The organism is Affinirhizobium lemnae (assembly GCF_022968395.1).
Classification (GTDB): Bacteria; Pseudomonadota; Alphaproteobacteria; order Rhizobiales; family Rhizobiaceae; genus Neorhizobium; species Neorhizobium lemnae.
Map to the genome: position 1 here is coordinate 1 of NZ_JALJQZ010000061.1, position 18678 is coordinate 18678.

General features: G+C 57.2%; 16 protein-coding genes and 2 pseudogenes. 11 read left to right on the top strand and 7 right to left on the bottom strand.

The window, feature by feature from the left end; genetic code table 11:
- Window positions 1-193 precede the first annotated feature (193 nt).
- The 6 genes from MUU53_RS21055 to MUU53_RS21080 form a co-directional block, all read right to left on the bottom strand.
- The gene (locus MUU53_RS21055) at window positions 194-562 is read right to left on the bottom strand and encodes a sunset domain-containing protein (protein ID WP_247262632.1); all 369 of its coding nucleotides are present in this window, start codon (window positions 560-562) and stop codon (window positions 194-196) included.
- A gap of 186 nt (window positions 563-748) precedes the next feature.
- Entirely contained in the window at window positions 749-1558 is an 810-nt protein-coding gene (locus MUU53_RS21060; RefSeq protein WP_247262633.1) for a DeoR/GlpR family DNA-binding transcription regulator, read from the bottom strand.
- Between the two features lie 95 nt (window positions 1559-1653).
- The gene (locus tag MUU53_RS21065; protein WP_247262634.1) at window positions 1654-2718 is read right to left on the bottom strand and encodes an ABC transporter permease; all 1065 of its coding nucleotides are present in this window, start codon (window positions 2716-2718) and stop codon (window positions 1654-1656) included.
- Entirely contained in the window at window positions 2715-4244 is a 1530-nt protein-coding gene (locus MUU53_RS21070) for a sugar ABC transporter ATP-binding protein (RefSeq protein WP_247262635.1), read from the bottom strand. The genes MUU53_RS21065 and MUU53_RS21070 overlap by 4 nt, the downstream gene beginning before the upstream one ends.
- A complete protein-coding gene (locus MUU53_RS21075) occupies window positions 4241-4846 on the bottom strand; it encodes a DUF2291 family protein (protein WP_247262636.1) in 606 nt (201 codons plus the stop codon). The genes MUU53_RS21070 and MUU53_RS21075 overlap by 4 nt, the downstream gene beginning before the upstream one ends.
- A gap of 84 nt (window positions 4847-4930) precedes the next feature.
- Window positions 4931-5872: a D-ribose ABC transporter substrate-binding protein gene (locus tag MUU53_RS21080; protein WP_247262637.1), complete on the bottom strand. Its 942-nt coding sequence runs from the start codon at window positions 5870-5872 to the stop codon at window positions 4931-4933.
- A 342-nt stretch (window positions 5873-6214) separates the two neighbouring features.
- Between MUU53_RS21080 and MUU53_RS21085 the strand changes: the two genes are divergently transcribed.
- The 11 genes and pseudogenes from MUU53_RS21085 to MUU53_RS21140 all read left to right on the top strand — a co-directional run.
- Window positions 6215-7195, top strand: a complete 981-nt coding sequence (locus MUU53_RS21085; protein ID WP_247262638.1) for a sugar phosphate isomerase/epimerase family protein — start codon at window positions 6215-6217, stop codon at window positions 7193-7195.
- 44 nt (window positions 7196-7239) lie between these two features.
- A complete protein-coding gene (locus MUU53_RS21090) occupies window positions 7240-8061 on the top strand; it encodes a transketolase (RefSeq protein ID WP_247262639.1) in 822 nt (273 codons plus the stop codon).
- A complete protein-coding gene (locus MUU53_RS21095) occupies window positions 8061-9020 on the top strand; it encodes a transketolase family protein (protein ID WP_247262640.1) in 960 nt (319 codons plus the stop codon). The genes MUU53_RS21090 and MUU53_RS21095 overlap by 1 nt, the downstream gene beginning before the upstream one ends.
- Before the next feature lie 5 nt (window positions 9021-9025).
- Window positions 9026-10510, top strand: a complete 1485-nt coding sequence (locus MUU53_RS21100) for an FGGY-family carbohydrate kinase (protein WP_247262641.1) — start codon at window positions 9026-9028, stop codon at window positions 10508-10510.
- Window positions 10511-11009: 499 nt separating this feature from the next.
- Window positions 11010-12011, top strand: a complete 1002-nt coding sequence (locus MUU53_RS21105; RefSeq protein ID WP_247262642.1) for an MsnO8 family LLM class oxidoreductase — start codon at window positions 11010-11012, stop codon at window positions 12009-12011.
- Between the two features lie 22 nt (window positions 12012-12033).
- Window positions 12034-13386: an LLM class flavin-dependent oxidoreductase gene (locus tag MUU53_RS21110; RefSeq protein WP_247262643.1), complete on the top strand. Its 1353-nt coding sequence runs from the start codon at window positions 12034-12036 to the stop codon at window positions 13384-13386.
- Window positions 13387-13419: 33 nt separating this feature from the next.
- The gene (locus MUU53_RS21115; RefSeq protein ID WP_247262644.1) at window positions 13420-14637 is read left to right on the top strand and encodes a M20 aminoacylase family protein; all 1218 of its coding nucleotides are present in this window, start codon (window positions 13420-13422) and stop codon (window positions 14635-14637) included.
- Window positions 14634-15176, top strand: coding sequence for a GNAT family N-acetyltransferase (locus MUU53_RS21120; protein WP_247262645.1), 543 nt, complete (start codon window positions 14634-14636; stop codon window positions 15174-15176). The genes MUU53_RS21115 and MUU53_RS21120 overlap by 4 nt, the downstream gene beginning before the upstream one ends.
- Complete coding sequence (locus MUU53_RS23265) at window positions 15173-16948, top strand: amino acid ABC transporter permease/ATP-binding protein (protein ID WP_281435218.1); 1776 nt, start codon at window positions 15173-15175, stop codon at window positions 16946-16948. Before MUU53_RS21120 ends, MUU53_RS23265 begins: the two co-directional genes overlap by 4 nt.
- Before the next feature lie 22 nt (window positions 16949-16970).
- Window positions 16971-17909 (top strand): ABC transporter substrate-binding protein, encoded by a 939-nt coding sequence (locus MUU53_RS21135; protein WP_247262646.1) that lies wholly within the window; start codon window positions 16971-16973, stop codon window positions 17907-17909.
- A gap of 70 nt (window positions 17910-17979) precedes the next feature.
- Window positions 17980-18354, top strand: a pseudogene (locus tag MUU53_RS21140) (transporter substrate-binding domain-containing protein); the annotation flags it as partial.
- Here the strand turns inward: MUU53_RS21140 and MUU53_RS21145 are convergent.
- Window positions 18346-18678 (bottom strand): annotated as a pseudogene (locus MUU53_RS21145) (DUF4158 domain-containing protein); the annotation flags it as partial. The pseudogenes MUU53_RS21140 and MUU53_RS21145 sit on opposite strands and share 9 nt — an antisense overlap.

The following is an 18678-nucleotide window of genomic DNA, read 5'->3' on the forward strand; positions in this document are numbered from 1 at the left end:
AACTCCATCGAATCTCGCAAATCCGAAGGAATCATAACCTCTTGAAATCACCCACCTCTTTTTGAGGCAGCCTCTAAGGGGCAACTCCACCGGAGCTGAACCTGAAACTCTGATGCTGACAGGAGTTATCGAATGATAACTCTTGTTTCGTAGCGACTAGATTTTGATGCTGTAGGTCTTCGACATGCGGATATCAGTCCGCCCGACTGTATCCCGCAGCTCGCGCCTCGGCTTCACTGCAAAACCATTGTTCCTGCTCATTATCGTTGCCGCGTAGAAAATGGTTGAATAATTGGCCTGAGCCAAAATATATCCGTTCCTTTGTGACTGGGGATATGATGCCCCGTATCGAGCAGCGAGGATCAATCATTTTTCTCATCGAAAGCAGGTCTTGACCAGACGGGGAAAACCAACCGAACCACAGCGCGGCACCAACAATGATGCCAACACCGGTCAATCCTGCCATTACGGTGGTCAATATGAACCTAACTCTTCGCCCGACGTCGCGATCGGGTTCGATGCCGTCTTTGCGTTCGCGATATTTTATAGCTCTTGCTGACATGAGCATATCTTTGCGCATATCAGTAAAAGAAAAGTTAGCATTTCAGATGATATAGATGCGCAGATAAGAATCCAGATTTAGCGTATTCACTTTACTCAGCGTCAAAGCTGCAGGATCAGCGACGTGCAGTCGGAGACCGGAATGATTTAAGCTTCCGTTTCGCAACGCGAAATATGCAAGCACATGTCACGTTGCGACGAGCACTTCGACACCACGGCGCTCAAATTCCTTCGCGACCCGATCTGGGATGCCGTCATCTGTAATCAAGGATTGAATCACGTCAAGTGATCCAAGTCGTGTGAACGAGGAACGTCCGATCTTGGTGGAGTCGGCTACCAGGTAGACATGAGCAGCAGCCTTGATCATCGCTTCCTTGAGCTGAAGATCTGCAAAACTGGGATAGGTAAGGCCAGCCTCCAAGTCGACACCGGCGGTAGCAAGGAAGAGCTTAGCGGCAAAGATATTGCTGAAATACTCGACGGACTTGTCACCCGACAAGGAAAGCGTAGGCGACTTGAACTGCCCGCCCGGCATATGGACTGCGAACGTCGGCACAGCACCCAGGATGATTGCGATGTTCAGTGCATTGGTGATCAGTGTCAAGTCGCGGCGGTTTGTCAGCCGCATGGCGATCTCGGTCGTCGTCGTACCAGCATCGAGGATCAGCGTTTCGCCATCCTTTACCAGACCGGCAGCTAAAGCGCCGATCTTGCGCTTCTTGTCCATGTTTTCCTGATGATGCAGCGTCATGGTGCCGACCTGCGGCGCTGCCGAATTCAGATATGCGCCACCATGCTCACGCGTAATGAAGCCGTCATTCTCCAGCCGCTCAAGATCCTGACGGATCGTCGCTTCGGAAACATGGAACGCGGTTGCCAATTCGCGAACGCGGGCCGAACCCTCTTCTTGCAGCCATTCGAGAATGCGCCGACGGCGTGGTTCTGAGAGCAAGCCGATCATGGATTCGGAAGAATCGTTTTCTGTCTTCGCGTCCATGTCCCGACAAACCTCAAATTTCGCAAGCAAACCGTAATGTTTCAATCTTAACCCAGGGCTCCCTTACAACAAGTGCCCGCCGGTTGAAATCCTCATCATGCTTGACTTTGCAAGACCACCCGAGCCTGCAGTTTCTGCTGCACCTGATCGACCACAACGGCGGCAATGATCACGAGCCCCTTGATTACGGTCTGCCAGAAGGAAGAAACACCCATCATGATCAGCCCATCCGCCAGGATACCAATAACGAAAGCACCGACAATTGTACCTCCGATGCGGCCGCGGCCACCAGACATGGAGGTTCCACCCAGAACGGCAGCGGCAATGGCGTTGAGTTCGAAGGTCTCCCCCGTGGCCGGATGGCTCGCCTGCAACTGCGAGGAGATGATCAAACCGACCAGAGCCGCGCAGAAACCCGAGAACATATAGACGAAAATCTTGATGCGATCGACATTTACGCCGGAAAGTGCCGCACCCCGCTCATTGCCACCGACTGCATAGATGTGGCGACCAAGCGGAGTACGCGTCGCGAGATAGGCCGCCGTAATCGCGACCACGACCATGATCCATACCGAAAGCGGGAAACCAAGGAGGGTCCCTGATCCTATCAGCTTGAACGTGTCGGAGCCGTATTCCGGATTGCCGGCGAGGTTCGGGAAGGTGCGTCCGTCAGAGAAGAGCAACGCTGCACCGCGGGCTACGTAGAGCGTGCCCAGCGTGGCGATGAAAGGCGCGACATTGAGCTTGGTAATTAGCAGTCCGTTGATCAACCCGATGAGAATACCAACAACGGCGACAATCAGGCAGATCTCAAGCGTATTCAACTGTAGACTCCAGCCGATCTGAAGGTCAATGCCGTATAGCACCAGCCAGCCAGCGACCATGGCACAGAGGCCGACAATCGAACCGACCGAAAGGTCAATACCGCCGGAGACGATGACGAAGGTCATTCCAATCGCTAACAGCGCGTTAAGCGCCACATGCTTCGAAATGATCAGCATATTCGCCCCGGTCAAAAAGTTAGGCGCGGCGACTGCGAAGAAGGCAAAGACCAGGATCAGTGCTACGAAGGTCCGCATCTTTAGGAGAAGCAGCAGCAGAGAGGTTTGCGACGATGGGTCGGCGACCTTGCCGGCTTGGGCGATTACGGGACTGCTCATGAGGATTTGACCTTGTTCAGATTGGGCGTAGCGGCGGAGATTACCTCCGCTGCGGCGGCACCGGCAGGAAAGTCGCCGGTCAGCCTGCCATTCGCCATGACTAGAATACGATCAGAGAGGGCGAGGACCTCTTCCAGATCTGAGGTAACGAATAGGATTCCGAGCCCATCGGCGGCCAACTTGCGCATGGTTCGAAAGATTTCAGCTTTGGCGCCGATATCGATTCCCCGCGATGGCTCATCCATCAACAGAATACGCGGGCGAGTCATAAGCGCCTTGCCGATCACAACTTTCTGCTGGTTGCCCCCCGACAGGCTGGAGACCGGGTGCTCGAGACTCGCGATCTTGATCGCCATGCGCTTGACGAATTCAGCCGCCTTGGCGGCCTCCGCCTTCAGGCTCAGATGGAAGATGCGCGTGAAATCGCCGAGCGACGAGAGCGTCAGGTTTTCGCGAATACTCATGATCTGAACCAGGCCGTCACGCTTGCGGTCCTCGGGAATCAATGCAAGACCACGCCGGATACGTCCAGACACGCTGCCCTCCGTAACGCGCTTTCCAGCGATAAAAAGCCTGCCAGTTGACGCAGGATGCTGGGCCATGATGCACTCCAGAAGCTCCGACCGTCCGGCACCCATCAGTCCATAGAGACCGACGATCTCTCCTGATCGAACCGACAGCGACATATGGTCAACCACATAGCCGCCAGCGGGACTGGGCAAAGAGACGTCTTCGACGCGAAAGATTTCATCGCCGAGCGCGTGGTGCTCCGTCTTCGGAAACTCCTTGGATGCGCTGCCAATCATGTTGGCGACGATCCACGGAACATCGACGCCCTCCATGGAGCGCGCGCCGGTGATTACGCCGTCTCGAAGCACGGTGATGTAGTCCCCGATCCTGATAAGTTCCTCGAGCCGGTGGGAGATGTAGACGATGCCGACGCCCTGGCGCTTCAGGTCGCCGATAACCCTAAAAAGCACTTCGACTTCGGCCGCGGACAGGGCGGAGGTCGGCTCATCAAGGATGAGAATGCGCGCATCTTCTGCAAGCGCCTTGGCAATCTCAACAATCTGTTGCTGCCCAATCCGCAAGTTGCCAAGCGGCATGTCGGGATCTATATCCTGCTCCAGACGCTTCATGAGCGCGGCCGCAACGGCTCGCTGGGCACTCCGGTCGATGTGCACGCCGCCGACAGTCTTCTCGTGTCCGACGAAGATGTTCTCTGCCACCGTCAGATTGGGAAAAAGATTGAGTTCCTGGAAGACGATGCCCACGCCATGACGTGCCGCTTCGGTGCGGTCGGCGAAAACCACAGGCTTACCGTCCAGCGTGATGGTTCCAGCATTCAGCCGCTCAACCCCAGCGATAACCTTCATCAGCGTCGACTTGCCGGCACCATTCTCGCCAACCAAAACGTTGACCGCACCCATGCGCAGATCGAAATCAACATTCTTCAGGGCCTGCGTTCCCGGATAGATCTTCGAACCGGAGCGGATCGTCAGCCCGATCGGATGCGCCCCGGTCATGGCACGACCTCGATGCGCACAGGCGTCACAAGCGGCTTCTCACCAGCAGAGCGAAGAACCGTCGCACCTAGAAACTCGACTGTCTTGCCATTCAACGGTTTGTCGGCGGCGATGGTTGAAACAGCACGGTCGTTCAGTGCCCGGCCAAGACGGGCATACTCGATCTGATCGCGGAACGCGGAAAAATCATAAAGCGGCGTCACATCGCGCAACGCCGTACCCTTGACCACAGGGCCAAGCTGCAGAATCGCATCAGCAGTTCCGTCGCCGTCGAGGTCGATTTCGGCCACCGCGGCCTTCGAAGCCCGATTTTCGACGATCACCTTACCCCTGCCCTTTACAGCGAAGTTCCAGCCACCGCCGGCACCACCGACGCGCAGACCGAACTGGCTACCAGCGCTATCCAGTCCTGATTTCAGTGCATCGCGCAGCGTGGTGAGATCGACCGCTTTTCCCGACAAGGCAGGAATAAGTTTCGCCTCGAAAGTTTCGGATACAAGCGTGGCAATTGGATCGGCAGCAGCCGCGTCTGCGCTCTGCGTTTTAACCAGCTTGCAGCCCGACAGGCTCAACGCGACCGCAAGGCCCGTTGCAAACAACATGGGTTTCATCTTTGAAAGACCACTTTACTCAGCGGGGACGGCCCCCGGGCGTAGACGCACCGGGGAGCCTTGGAGTTATAGGTATCAGGGCTTCAGAGCAAAGGTCTCAAGCTTGGCGGCATTGCTCTTGTTGATCAGAATGCAGTCCATCAGCTGCTTTTCCTCAACGCCCGTCGAGCCGGTCTTTATAAACTTGTGCGCCTGCTCGACAGCTAACTGGGCCTGCTGATAGGCAGGCTGCAGAACGGTTGCCTTGATACCGTCCTTCAGGATCGAGTCGCGGACGTCATTGGAGCCATCGAATCCGACGACGATGACATCCTTGCGCCCTGCCGCTTGTAGTGCCGCATAAGCTCCCATAGCCATCGTATCGTTGCCTGAGATGACGCCCTTGATATCGGGATGGGCCTGCAGGATCGATTCCATCACAGTATAGGCTTCGGTCTGCGACCAGTTGGCGGTCTGACGAGCGACCATCTTCATGGTTGAATACTGATCGATTACATCGTGGTAACCCTTTGAACGAATGCCTGCATTCGTATCGGATTCCTTGCCGACGAGTTCAGCATAGTTACCCGTCTCCTTCATCAGCTTGACAAATTCTTCAGCCCCGAGCTGTGCACCTTGGTAATTGTTCGAGACGATTTGCGAAACTGCCACACCGGTTGCGGTGATTTCCCGGTCGATCAGGAAGGACGGAATGCCTTTATCCTTGGCCTTCTGAACGGCTGCGACGGAAGCGTCGGCACCGGCATTATCGAGAATGATCGCTTTTACTCCTGCAGCAATGGCAGTGTCGAACAACTCGTTCTGTTTATTGGCGTCATCGTTATGGACCATGACCATGGTCTTGTAGCCCAGCTCTTTGGCCTTGGCGGCGGCGCCATCGGCTTCCGCCTTGAAGAACGGATTGTCGTGACTAGGCGTGATGATTGCGATTGTATCGGCCGCACTGGCGAAGCTCGGCGCAAAGCCGGACAAGGTCAATACGCAGACGGATACGAGCAAACGGCGTGAAACTTTCATGAGAATCTCCCTCTCTCCCAGTCACCTCCTCGTGACTTGCTATATTCTCTATCGATTACTTTCGACCTATGTCAATGTGTTTTTGTTTTTGTGCTGATTTTTTGTTATTTTGGGAAAAATGATATGATCAAACCGGATTAAAAATTGCGAATTCCGCAGGAAGTTCGCTATTCACAGCGATCAATCGAATTGGCGCTTGTCGTTTAGTAAAAAATATGAAAGATATCGGCACCAAACAAAATCAAACGAAATAGATTCACAGCAATCACAGACGGCTGGAATTGCGCCGGAGCCAACGAAAGCTGGGCTGGCGAGTGGATTTGCGAACTGGAGGACATACCCATGACGACCCAACGCTTCGGTGCCGGGATCTGGCATTTCGCAACCTATGTCGATCGCTACGCGACAGACGGCTACGGCACGCCGCGCAGCGTCATCGATGCAATCGACCTCGCCGGCCAGGTGCGCGACCTGTCCGTGGTCGACATCAACTACCCCTTCTTCGGCGGCAATTTCTCCAATGCGCAGATAAAAGACGCTTTGAACAGAAACAAGCTTGGCGTCATCGGTATCACTCCGGAAATTTATACGCGCGAATTTTCAAAGGGTTCTTTCACCAATCCGGATGCAGGCATACGCAGGCGCACCCATGAGTTGGTGACGGAAGCCTGCAACCAGGTTCGGTACTTTGGCGCCGACTATGTAAAGCTTTGGCCCGGCCAGGACGGCTGGGACTACCCCTTCCAGGTCGACTATGGCACCTTGTGGAAACACTCGCTCGATGGTGTTGGCCAGTTGGCAAGCGAAAATCCGGATTTGAAGTTCGTGATCGAGTACAAGCCACGCGAACCGCGTGTCCGCATGAGCTTCGGCTCTGTCGCTCGCACCCTTCTCGGCATCGAGAAAATCGGTCTGCCAAACGTCGGTATTCTCCTCGATTTCGGTCACGCTATCATGGGCGGAGAGTCTGCCGCTGACAGCGCACAGCTCGCCATCGACTACGGACGTCTGTTCGGCATGGACGTAAACGACAACTACCGTAGCTGGGATGATGACCTCGTCGCTGGCAGCCTGCATCCGGTCGAGCTCTTCGAGTTTTTCTATGTCCTTAGAAAAAACAAGTGGGAAGGCGTTTGGCAGCTAGACCAGTTCCCCTTCCGCGAAGACAGCGTCGCGACCGCAAACCACGCCATCGACTTCCTGAAAGCTGCAGACAAGGGACTTGATGCGCTTGATCTCAACGCTCTCAGGGAGGCACAGAGCCGACACGACGCCATATCAGCCTTGCGGATCGCTCAGAAGGCTCTGTTCGGCGCCATGTGAGCGCCGGATGAGTAAGTGTCGCCTCAGACGGAAAGGCTTTTTGAATGCTGAAGAACGATACCGTTCAGACCATCCGGGAGAAGGCGCTCTGGATGCGCCGTCGTGCCTTCAAGATGGTTCATGACGCCCAGCTCGGGCATCCGGGCGGAGACTTTTCCGCCATCGACATCATCGCCACGCTCTATTTCGGCGTGATGCGATTCGATCCAACTAGACCGGACCTTGAGAGCCGCGACAGGTTCATCATGTCGAAGGGACATGCGACAGGCGCGCTTTACACTGCGCTCTGTGCAGCCGGTTACTACCCGGAGAATTGGCTGGATACTTACATGGCGCCGAATTCGAAGCTGAACGGCCACCCTAACAGAAACTATCTGCCAGGTGTTGAAACCAACACGGGTCCGCTGGGACATGGCATGCCGGTCGGGCTCGGTATCGCCATCGCGGCCCAGATCTCGGGACAAGCCCATCGCACCTTTGTTCTGACCGGCGATGGCGAGTTGCAGGAAGGCTCCAACTGGGAGGCGGCAATGACGGCTGGCCATCGCAAACTTGAGAACCTAACCCTGATTGTTGACCGCAACCGTCTTCAGCAGGGCATGGGCACCGAGGAGACAAACGGCCTCGATCCGCTCGATCAAAAGTTCAAAGCCTTCGGCTGGGAAGCGCTTATGGTTGACGGCCATGATGTAGACGCTCTCCTCGACGTCCTGGCTGCTCCGCGCCTCGGCAAGGGTCGTCCACTTTGCGTGATCGCCAACACGGTCAAAGGCAAGGGCGTCTCCTTCATGGAGAACAAGGCATCTTGGCACCACGGCGTGCCCAACGCCCTGCAGTACGAAACAGCTCTGGAGGAACTGGTCTGATGGCTGCCCCCGCTAAAAAAGAAGAAGGCTTCCACGATTGCCGGGATGCCTGGGCCTCGACGCTGGAAGAGCTAGCTGCCGGTGATTCGAGAATTGTCGCAGTTGTTAATGATTCAGTCGGTTCATCGAAACTCGGCGGCTTCCAGAAAGCCTTCCCCGAACGACTGGTCAATGTCGGCATTGCCGAACAGAACATGGTCGGCGTCGGCGCCGGCCTTGCCAATGGCGGTAAGATTCCTTTCGTCTCGGCCGCCTCGTGCTTCCTCACGGCCCGCGCGCTTGAGCAGATCAAGGCAGACATTGCCTATGCCCGCTTCAACGTCAAACTGGTCGGGCAGTCATCTGGTGTAGCCTATGGCGAGCTTGGCCCTACACACCACTCGATCGAGGATTTTGCCTGGTTACGCCCCTTGGACGCTATTACTGTTGTCGTACCTTCCGACGCATGGGAAACCGCAGAGGCAGTGAGATGGGCAGCAGCCTATGACGGTCCTGTCTATCTGCGCCTGAGCCGCATGCCGGTACCTGACCTTGACGTTCGGAACCGTATTTTCCGTCCCGGCAAGGCCGAACTCGTTCGAGACGGCAGCGACGTGACCCTGATAGGGTGCGGCACCACAGTGCACCTGGCCCGACAGGCGGCAGAAAAGCTACGGTACGAGGGCGTCTCAGCGCGTGTGCTCAACATGGCGACTCTCAACCCTCTGGACGAAGAGGCCCTGGCTGCTGCAGCGAATGAAACCGGGGCGATTGTGACCGTGGAAGAAGCCAATATTCGGGGAGGTCTCGGAGGGGCGGTTGCCGAATACACCGCCGGGCATCGGCCGGTCCCTGTGGAGCGGGTCGGGTTTCCCGGCTTTGTGGTCACTGGCTCGGTTGACTTTCTTTTCGAGCATTACGGTATTACTCCCGACGGGATTGCGGCGGCGGCCCGACGTGCAATTGTCCGAAAGCGGTGAGTTCGATGAGGCAAGACATCCCGCTCATCCTTGCCGTCGATCAGGGGACGACCAATACCAAGGCCGTGCTCGTCGATGCCGCAGGCAAGGTTCTCGCCAAGGCTTCGGCACCGCTGACATCGAACTATCCTCGTCCGGGCTGGGCCGAACAATCGGCCGATGCCATCTGGGGAAGCGTCCGGTCCGTGATCGCCGACATCGTTGCGGGTAACCATGGCCCCATTGCCGGCATTGCCATCAGCAACCAGAGGGAGACTTTGGTAGTTTGGGATGCGGAGACCGGCGAACCGCTAGCTCCTGCCATTCTCTGGCAGTGCCGCCGGACGGCAGCAGAGTGCCAGGCAATGATCGATGCGGGACATAATGCAGCCGTCAATGCCATCACCGGACTGTCGATCAACGCCCTGTTCCCGGCGTCGAAGCTGGCTTGGACAATGGACAATGTCGTGTCGGTGCGGGATCTCGCCGAGCGGGGACGTCTGCGGGTCGGCACGGTGGATAGCTGGCTCCTCTTCAAGCTGACGGCTGGCGCAGTGTTCGCCACAGACCATTCAAACGCTTCCCGCACCATGCTCTTCGATACCGCGAAACTTGAGTGGAGCCTGGAACTCCACAACCTTTTCAAGGTACCGGTCTCTGCACTCGCGCAAGCCCTGCCCTCGAACAGCCGTTTCGGCGAAACCGCAACGGGGATAACTGCACTACCTGCAGGCACGCCGATTCTTGCGATGATGGGCGACAGCCACGCGGCACTCTACGGCCACGGGGTGCGCGCACCGGGCCTGGTCAAAGCCACCTACGGAACGGGTTCATCACTGATGACGCTCACCGATAGGCGCGTCTTGTCAGGCCACGGTCTCTCAAGCACGATCGCCTGGTCCGATGAACGCGGCGTCGCCTATGCCCTTGAGGGCAATATCACCGTCTCGGCACAGGCGATTGCTTTTGCAGCTACATTGCTTGGTTTGGATGGACCGCGCGCGTTGTCGGATCTCGCGCAATCCGTCTCCGACAGCGGCAAGGTGGTTTTCGTCCCGGCGCTTGCCGGTCTTGGCGCGCCGCATTGGACCGATGATGCCTCGGGAACGATTTCCGGGATGACCCACGCCACGACACCAGCCCACATAGCCCGCGCGACGATGGAGGCGGTCGCACTTCAAATCGCCGACGTCTTCGAAGCCATGCAGCAGGATGTTGGGGTAGCTCTGTCTGGACTGATGGCAGACGGTGGCGCGTCGACAAACGACTTTCTGATGCAATTACAAGCAGACATTCTGGACCGGCCTGTCCTAAGGGGCGATCAACCGGAGGTCGGCGCTCTTGGCGCAGCTGCGATGGCATTTCGCGCTCTGGGTATTCCGGCGCCTGAGCCCTCCCATGCCCGTCGGTTCGAGCCGGGGACCATGCAGGCCGACGCTCGTATCGATCTGTTGACGCGTTGGTATGAGACAATCGCCCGGGTGAAGTCGCCTAGTCCGACTGCTACTTGAACTAGCAGAAGATGGCCTTTCTCCCGCCATACACGATACCAGCTTCGACTTCGCAGCCGTCACGCGACAAGGCCACGTGCTATAAAGAGTTCGCCTGCCTGGTCGTCGGGGGGCCTTTGTCACCTCATACGTAGACCTGAACAGCGATGCGGCAACGCTGTAGCGATCTATTTCGTCATCCATTTAAACTCGGCTGTCTCCCAAGTGCAGTCATTTGAAGTGCCGGTCCCCCAAAGCTCCAGCGGCGCTGAAGGATTAGAGTATCTTGCTACACGTCGAGACAGCCAAATCACGCAGATGAGATGCGGCACTTGCCTGTGATTCCTTCCCGCATGTTTTTCCGCAGTTGCGGCTGCGCGGAACTTCTCTCGAGTTCACCTGATACTCTCTCTTAAACATAGCAGGAAATTTCACAACCGTCCTGACGAACAAAAAATCGCACCTCTTTAATATACTATTTTTATGGATAATATATTATAAAATTGAGAGGCAGTACGATATGACGTACAGATTGAGTTTACTGGATAAGAGCCCAGTACAGGCAGGACACACGGCGACCGATGCGTTGAAGCAGACTTTGCGTTTGGCGCGCCGCGCCGAAGAACTGGGATATCACCGCTTCTGGGTTGCCGAACACCACCATACGACGGAGCTGGCGATATCCGCCCCTGAAGTGGTCATCGCGTTTATTCTTGCGAATACGTCCCGCATCCGAGTTGGCTCCGGCGGCATCATGCTCCAGCACTACAGCCCCTACAAGGTGGCCGAGGTGTTCAACGTGCTTTCCTCGCTGGCGCCGGGTCGGGTGGATCTGGGAGTCGGAAAGACGCCGGGAGGCCTGCCGCTGTCCACATCTGCGTTGCAGGCTGGCTTGAGGCAAGGTGTAAAGCCGGATTTCACAGCGCTCTTTTCGTCGCTGTCCACCTTTGTTGATGGGCCCGTTCCGGTCGGACAGCCTTTCGCCGGTCTGTCAGCCACGCCCGTTCCACCGGTACCGCCGGAGCGCTTCCTGCTGGGAGCAAGCCCTGCAAGCGCCACGCTGGCGGCACGCCATGGCTGGGGTTATGTCCATGCCGGTCATCTCAATAGTGATCAGGCAAATCTGAAGGCATCGCTGGAGACTTATCACGCCGAAGGCGGGCATGCGGCCATTCTCGCCGTTGCTGCTTACGCGGCGCAGAGCGCGGCGCAAGCGGCAGAGCGCGTAGCGGACCTCAAGGTATTTCGCGTCTTTCTGTCCAATGGCTCGGCCTTCAATCTGGGCCGGAGAGAGCAGGCGGAAGAGTTCGCTCGTCAGGTTGGTGACAACGACTACCGCATTGAGGAACGTCGGCCCAGCATTCTTGCCGGAACACCCGAGACCATCCACGAGAAGCTGGAGGATCTATCCGAACGCTATGGCATTAGCGAATTCGTCATCGAAGCGCCGCCAGTTTCCTTCGATGAGCGGCTTGCCACAATCGAGCTTCTAGCCCGCTCCCCACTCTCCGCTGCAGCGTGAGATCCAAAGAAAGGAATTTCAGATGTCCCATTCGCGGAAAATCACCTTTGGCCTCATGCTTCAGGGCGCAGGCAGCCATATGCATGCGTGGCGCCATCCTTCCAGCCCGGTGGATGCGAGCGTCAATTTCGAATTCCTGAAGCAGACGGCTCTGAAGGCGGAAGCGGCAGGCATCGCATTCGGCTTTGTGGCGGATGGGCTCTACATCAATGAGAAGTCGATCCCCCACTTTCTCAACCGGTTCGAGCCGCTAACCGTTCTTTCGGCTCTGGCATCGGTGACCTCGCGCATAGGGCTGGCAGGAACAGTCTCCACATCCTATAGCGATCCGTTCACGGTGGCACGCCAGTTCGCATCACTCGACCTTCTGAGTGGCGGGCGTGCGGGCTGGAATGCCGTTACCACCCCGCTCGAAGGCACTGCGAAAAACTACAGCCGCCAGCACCCGGAACACGCCCTTCGTTATGAGATCGCCCAGGAATATCTCGATGTGGTGAAAGGTCTCTGGGATAGCTGGGACGATGACGCCTTTGTAAGGAACCGGCAAACCGGCCAGTTTTTCGATCGTGATAAGCTGCATCGCCTCGATCACAAGGGCCGTTTTTTCCAGGTTGAAGGGCCGCTCAACATTCAGCGTTCTGCGCAAGGCCAACCGGTCGTTTTCCAAGCAGGTTCATCTGATGCCGGTATCGGTCTGGCCGGGCGTCACGCCGATGCGGTCTTCACCCATTCCGCATCAATTGAGGAGAACAAGACTTTTCTGACCCGTGTCAAGCAGGCAGCCGTCGCGCAGGGCCGAAGCGCCGATGATGTGAAAATCTTCCCCGGCATCGGCCCAATCGTTGGCCGCACGCAGCAGGAGGCGGAGGAGAAGTACCGGATCATTCGCGAACTGATCACGCTGGAAGATGCGCTGGCCTATCTCGGCCGCTTCTTCGACCACCACGATTTCACCCACTACGATCCCGATGCGCCCTTCCCGGATCTTGGCGATATCGGGAAGAACTCCTTCCGCTCGACCACTGACCGCATCAAGCTGGTTGCAAAGGAGAAGGAACAGACACTACGGGAAGCCGCCCTTTCCGCTGCCTCTCCGCGCGACCAGTTCATCGGCACGCCCGAAAAGATCGCCTCTGATCTGATTGGCTGGATCGAAGCCGGTGCGGCGGATGGTTTCATTCTGGGCTTCCCAGTGATTTCAGAAGGACTGGATGATTTCATTGAGCTAGTCCTGCCAATCCTGAAGGAACGCGGCCATTTCGACGGTAAATTGTCCGGCACGACCCTGAGACAGAATCTCGGGCTACCGTACAGGGTCAGCCGATATGCCCAGTTGCAAGAGCAATCACAGGCACCGGAAAAGGTCCGCGCCTGAGCCGCAAAGCTTAAATTAAGAAAAGCACGATCAATGAATATTCAAGTCTGCGGCGGCCATCGAGAAGATGCCGCCGAACGGGGAATCCGTGCCTTCATTCACGAGATCATAGCGCTTCGCCATGATCTGCACCGCCATCCAGAGCTTGGCTTCATGGAAACGCGTACGGCTGCGGTCATTGCGCGCTTCCTGCTATCCTATGGCTACACCGTTCATGAGGGCATTGGCGGTATGGGTGTCGTCGCCACGCTCTGCCGGGGCAAAAGTACCAGGCGGCTTGGCCTGCGGGCCGACTTCGATGCGCTGCCAATCGACGAACAGACGGCTCTACCCTTCGCATCCTCTCGCGCCGGGGTCATGCATGCATGCGGCCATGATGGTCACACAGCTGTCCTGCTTGCCGCCGCCCGCTATCTGGCGGAATCCGGCGAGTTCGATGGAACGCTGACACTGATTTTCCAGCCTGCGGAGGAAATCGGAGCAGGCGCCAAAGCCATGATCCGGGATGGCCTGTTTGAGCGGTTCCCGGTCGATGCGGTCTTCGGGCTGCATAAGTGGCCGAATGTTCCGGCTGGAGCATTCGGCTTCATTGAAGGTCCCGCAATGGCGTCGGTGGACAAAGCCTTGATCCGCATCATCGGCAAGGGGGGTCACGGGGCGCAACCTCATGAGGCGGTCGATCCGGTTCTCGCTTCCGCCAGCTTCATCAGCGCACTCCAGAGCATAGTGTCGCGGAACATTGATCCGCTTGACATGGGTGTCGTCACCGTAGGGTCAATCCACGGAGGAACAGCTTCCAACATCATCCCTGAAAGCGTGGAGCTTCAGCTGACACTTCGCGCGTTTCAGCCAGACGTCCGCAAGAAACTAGAAAGACGGCTGATCGAACTTGCACGCGCTCAAGCGGCGGGTTTCGGTGCGGAGGTGGAGATCGACTTCCGGCAGGGTTTCCCGCCTGTCATCAACAATGCCGCTCAGACGAGCTACGTGCGGGAGATCGCCCGTCGCTTCTTTCCCAAAGAGACCATCCTGGAGGGCTTTCGACCACGCACAGCCAGCGAGGACTTCGCCTACATGCTGGAGAAGAGACCCGGCTCCTATGTCTTTGTCGGCAACGGTGAAAGCGCGCCGCTCCACAGTCCTCGCTATCGTTTCAATGACGACATCATCGCGCCCGCCGCCCGCCTCTGGGTCAAGCTGGCGGAGACCTACCTTTCGTCCCTTTCAACCGAGGAAGCGCCACTGCGATGAGCGATACTTTTCTCTACACATCCCCCACGGACCCCCGATCCCGTCCATTGTTGGAGGAACTACTGGTTGAATATCAGACCCGGTACGGCACGTTCTTCGACGCCGAGGGGGCCAAGGCCGAGCTTAATCGCTATTCACCGGATGTCTTCCAACCGCCGAATGGCAACTTCCTGCTTTTGCTACGCAACGGCGAGGCGATTGCTGGCGGCGCCTTTATGCGACATTCCGAGGATACCGCCGAGTTCAAACGAATATGGACGTATGCACGTCTTCGTCGTCAGGGGCTCTCCCGGATTGTCCTTCGCGAACTGGAAGCGCAAGCATCTCGTCAGGGCTATGCGCGAGTCTATCTCACCACTGGATTCCGCCAGCCGGAAGCTGTCGGCCTCTACCTGACGAGCGGGTATACTGCGCTGTTCGATACCACGGCAGACCCAGAGGAACTGAAACGTCCCCTTCCCTTCGAGAAGACCCTTGGCTTGCCCGAAGCCTCAGTGCTTGCGGCCACCGTGACAACGCAGTTGAGTGCCCATTCATGACAATCGTTTCCGATTTCTCCGGTAGCATCCCGCCCGCCAAGACTGCGCAAGGATCCGGCGATTTTCCACATTTCCGCATCGTTCCGGCTCGCTATCCGGGCCGTACGATAGGCAGCATCTTTGCCATCCTCGTCATCGCCGCCACCCTGCATTCAATCCTTGGCAATCCCCGCTGGGGCTGGGATGTGTTTGCCGAATGGTTTTTCGCCGAACCGGTCCTTGTTGGTCTTGGCCGCACCCTCCTGCTGACCGCACTCGGGGCATTCTTCGGCTTTGCTCTGGGAACCGGGCTCGCACTGGCTCGGGTCTCGCGTTCGCCTCTGCTGGTAGCCGTTTCCTGGGCCTTCGTCTGGCTGTTCCGCTCCATTCCGCTGGTCGTTCTGCTGCTACTGATCAACAATCTCGGCTATCTCTATGAAACAATTACGGTGAGCGTTCCCTATACCGGCATCAACTTCATCAGTTGGAATACGACACAGCTGATCACGCCCTTTGCGGCGGGTGTCATCGGGCTCACTCTCAATCAGGCGGCGTTCGCCTCAGAGATCTTTCGCGGCGGAATTCTATCAGTCGATCAGGGTCAGATGGAAGCTGCGGCCGCCCTTGGACTGCCGCGCGGCCACCAGGCCCGCCGCATTATTCTTCCGCAGGCGATGCGATCCATTCTGCCCACGGCATTCAACGATATCATCGGCCTCGCCAAAGGCACGTCACAGGTCTACATCCTGGCACTGCCAGAACTGTTCTACACGATCCAGATCATCTACCGCCGCAATCTGGAAGTCGTACCGCTGCTGATGGTCGCGACCGTGTGGTATCTGGTCATCCTGACCGTGCTGTCGATCATCCAGCATCATATCGAGCGTCACTACGCCCGCGGCGCTCTGCGCAATCCGCCGCCCTCGATCTTTGCAAGGTTCTACCGCCGTGGCCGCAATAAGGTGGAGGCTATCTCCGCTACTCCAGCCCGCCTGCCGGAAGCCAAGGCAGTCGTTAGTCCCCTGCCTACCCGTGGCGGGACCGTCTCGATGCATGGCGTTTCCAAGAGCTTTGGTCCGCTCAAGGTGCTGGACAACGTCACGCTGACGGTACCCGCCGGAAGTGTCACCGCCATTCTCGGCCAATCGGGTTCCGGCAAATCCACACTCCTGCGCAGCATAAACCATCTGGAACGGTTGGATGAGGGCTTCATTGCGATCGATGGCGAATTCGTCGGATATCGTCAATCAGGCGACACCCTGTCCGAGTTGAAGGAAAGGGAAATCCTCAAGCGTCGCGTCGAAGTGGGCATGGTTTTCCAGAACTTCAACCTCTTCCCTCACCTCACCGTGCTGGAAAACATCGTTGAGGCGCCCCTCACCGTTCGAGGCACGCCTCGCGCGCAAGCGGAAGCGGACGCGCGCGAACTGCTTGCTCGGGTGGGTTTGTCCGAAAAGGCCAATGCCTATCCGCGGCAACTCTCCGGTGGGCAGCAGCAGCGCGTAGCAATTGCCCGGGCGCTGGCGCTCAAGCCCAAGGTGCTCCTGTTCGACGAGCCGACATCAGCACTCGATCCCGAACTCGTGAACGAAGTACTCGATGTCATCAAGGAACTCGCTCGATCCGGCACCACACTGATCATCGTGACCCACGAAATCGGCTTCGCCCGCGAAGTCTCTGATCTCGTGGTCTTCATGGACCAGGGTCGCATTCTCGAAACCGGCCGACCAGACAAAGTCCTCAATGTGCCGGACCACCCGCGCACGGCCGAATTCCTCACAAAAGTTCTCTAACTAAAACAATAGGAACACTCAGATGTCTTACAAATCGCGTCTATTGCAGCTGGCGCTTGGCGGTCTTCTGTCCGTATCAACCGTTTTCGCCTCGATGACAAACGCTCAGGAAGTCGACCTTTCGCCGGAACAGAATAGCCGCGTTCGGGCCGAAAAGGTCGAAGCCGCCATCAAGCTTATCCCCGCCGGCTACAAATTCGTAACGCCGGGCAAGTTTACCGTTGCCTCCGTTCCGGGTCGTCTGCCGTTTGCGATCTATGCCTCCGACACGAAGACCTCGGTAGGCAGCGAGCCGGACCTGGCCCAACTGGTCGCCGATAGTCTTGGGCTGCAGTTGGAACTCGTCCCGATTGCGTGGGCAGACTGGCCGCTCGGCGTTGTATCGGGGCGCTTCGATGCCGCGATCCACAACATTATCGTGACTGAGGAGCGCAAGGAGAAGTTTGACTTCTCCACCTATCGGACGGATCTTATCGGTTTCTATGTTGCACTTGATAGCAAGGTGAAGAGCATTTCCAAGCCGGAAGATGTCGCCGGGCTTAAAGTCATTGTTTCGTCAGGGACCAATCAGGAGCAAATCCTGCTGCGCTGGATCGAGGCCAACAAGGCCAAGGGTCTGCCCGCGACGGAAGTGCAATATTTTGACGATGAAGCCGTGCTCGATCTTGCGCTGCAGTCTGGACGTGCCGATGCCTATCTCGGCCCCAATGCTACCTCTGCGTTCAAGGCAGCTGCCGAGAAGAAGACAAAACTGGTCGGTACTTTCTCCGGCGGCTGGCCACAGACGGCTGAAATCGCTGTAGCCACCAAAAAGAATGTCGGCCTTGCCGAAGCGATTACAGAGGCGCTGAACGCGCAGATCAAGAATGGCAATTACGCCAAGGCGCTCGCCCGCTGGAGCCTTTCGGCTGAAGCAATCCAGGAGTCGCGAACCAATCCTCCGGGCCTACCCAAGACGTAACAGTCGCAGCGTGCGCAGCGGTCGTCGCGCACGCATCTTTATCCACAAAGGTCAGTTGGAATACTTTGACATGCGCATTCTGAAACCTATCACGGTTCTTACGCTTGCAATCGCTGCGGCGGGCTTTGCCTGGGCATCCATCTCTCAGGCAGCTGAAGGCTATGATCTTTCTCCTGAACAGAAAGGTCGCATCCGTGTTGCCACCAATAAAAAGGCCATCGCTGCAATCCCGCCTCATTTCAAGTTCGTAACGCCCGGCAAATTCACCATTGCCTCCGCTGTCGGCGGACCGCCGCTCAACTCTTACCCGACGGATGCGCAGACTGTCGTCGGCTCAGATCCGGATTATGCTTCAGCTATCGCGGACAGCCTGGGCCTGCAACTAGAAATCATACCTGTCGCCTGGGCTGATTGGTCGCTTGGTCTGACGTCGGGAAAGTATGACACTGACGGATTGTCCGGACGGGCAAAGCTCGCCAATGATCCAACAAGAAAGCGTTTCCCGGTCTCCTCGCTTCATGCGGCGAAAGCCGAGATACTGCAAAATCTCGGCGCAATGCCGCCTGGCCGTTCGCCCACCGAAATCGTAACCGGACAGCTCATCGGAATGGACGCCAAGCTGTTCGGCCAGATAGTCGGTCGCATCATTTAGAATTGCAGCGCTGTCACCGGCGAAAAAACCGCAGGCGCGAAAAAACTTCAACTGTGAGGCCAAGCCGAGCCTCGTCGCAGTCGGTTTCGAATTTATGAAATCAATGTCGGCAAAGCT

Excerpts from the sequence above, each read along its gene's own strand:
- MUU53_RS21090 (WP_247262639.1), top strand. The coding sequence starts at position 7,240 with ATGCTGAAGAACGATACCGTTCAGACCATCCGGGAGAAGGCGCTCTGG.
- MUU53_RS21135 (WP_247262646.1), top strand. The coding sequence starts at position 16,971 with ATGTCTTACAAATCGCGTCTATTGCAGCTGGCGCTTGGCGGTCTTCTG.
- MUU53_RS21120 (WP_247262645.1), top strand. The coding sequence starts at position 14,634 with ATGAGCGATACTTTTCTCTACACATCCCCCACGGACCCCCGATCCCGT.
- MUU53_RS21085 (WP_247262638.1), top strand. The coding sequence starts at position 6,215 with ATGACGACCCAACGCTTCGGTGCCGGGATCTGGCATTTCGCAACCTAT.
- MUU53_RS21070 (WP_247262635.1), bottom strand. The coding sequence starts at position 4,244 with ATGACCGGGGCGCATCCGATCGGGCTGACGATCCGCTCCGGTTCGAAG.
- MUU53_RS21095 (WP_247262640.1), top strand. The coding sequence starts at position 8,061 with ATGGCTGCCCCCGCTAAAAAAGAAGAAGGCTTCCACGATTGCCGGGAT.
- MUU53_RS21060 (WP_247262633.1), bottom strand. The coding sequence starts at position 1,558 with ATGGACGCGAAGACAGAAAACGATTCTTCCGAATCCATGATCGGCTTG.
- MUU53_RS21105 (WP_247262642.1), top strand. The coding sequence starts at position 11,010 with ATGACGTACAGATTGAGTTTACTGGATAAGAGCCCAGTACAGGCAGGA.
- MUU53_RS21075 (WP_247262636.1), bottom strand. The coding sequence starts at position 4,846 with ATGTTGTTTGCAACGGGCCTTGCGGTCGCGTTGAGCCTGTCGGGCTGC.
- MUU53_RS21080 (WP_247262637.1), bottom strand. The coding sequence starts at position 5,872 with ATGAAAGTTTCACGCCGTTTGCTCGTATCCGTCTGCGTATTGACCTTG.
- MUU53_RS23265 (WP_281435218.1), top strand. The coding sequence starts at position 15,173 with ATGACAATCGTTTCCGATTTCTCCGGTAGCATCCCGCCCGCCAAGACT.
- MUU53_RS21065 (WP_247262634.1), bottom strand. The coding sequence starts at position 2,718 with ATGAGCAGTCCCGTAATCGCCCAAGCCGGCAAGGTCGCCGACCCATCG.
- MUU53_RS21110 (WP_247262643.1), top strand. The coding sequence starts at position 12,034 with ATGTCCCATTCGCGGAAAATCACCTTTGGCCTCATGCTTCAGGGCGCA.
- MUU53_RS21100 (WP_247262641.1), top strand. The coding sequence starts at position 9,026 with ATGAGGCAAGACATCCCGCTCATCCTTGCCGTCGATCAGGGGACGACC.
- MUU53_RS21055 (WP_247262632.1), bottom strand. The coding sequence starts at position 562 with ATGTCAGCAAGAGCTATAAAATATCGCGAACGCAAAGACGGCATCGAA.
- MUU53_RS21115 (WP_247262644.1), top strand. The coding sequence starts at position 13,420 with ATGAATATTCAAGTCTGCGGCGGCCATCGAGAAGATGCCGCCGAACGG.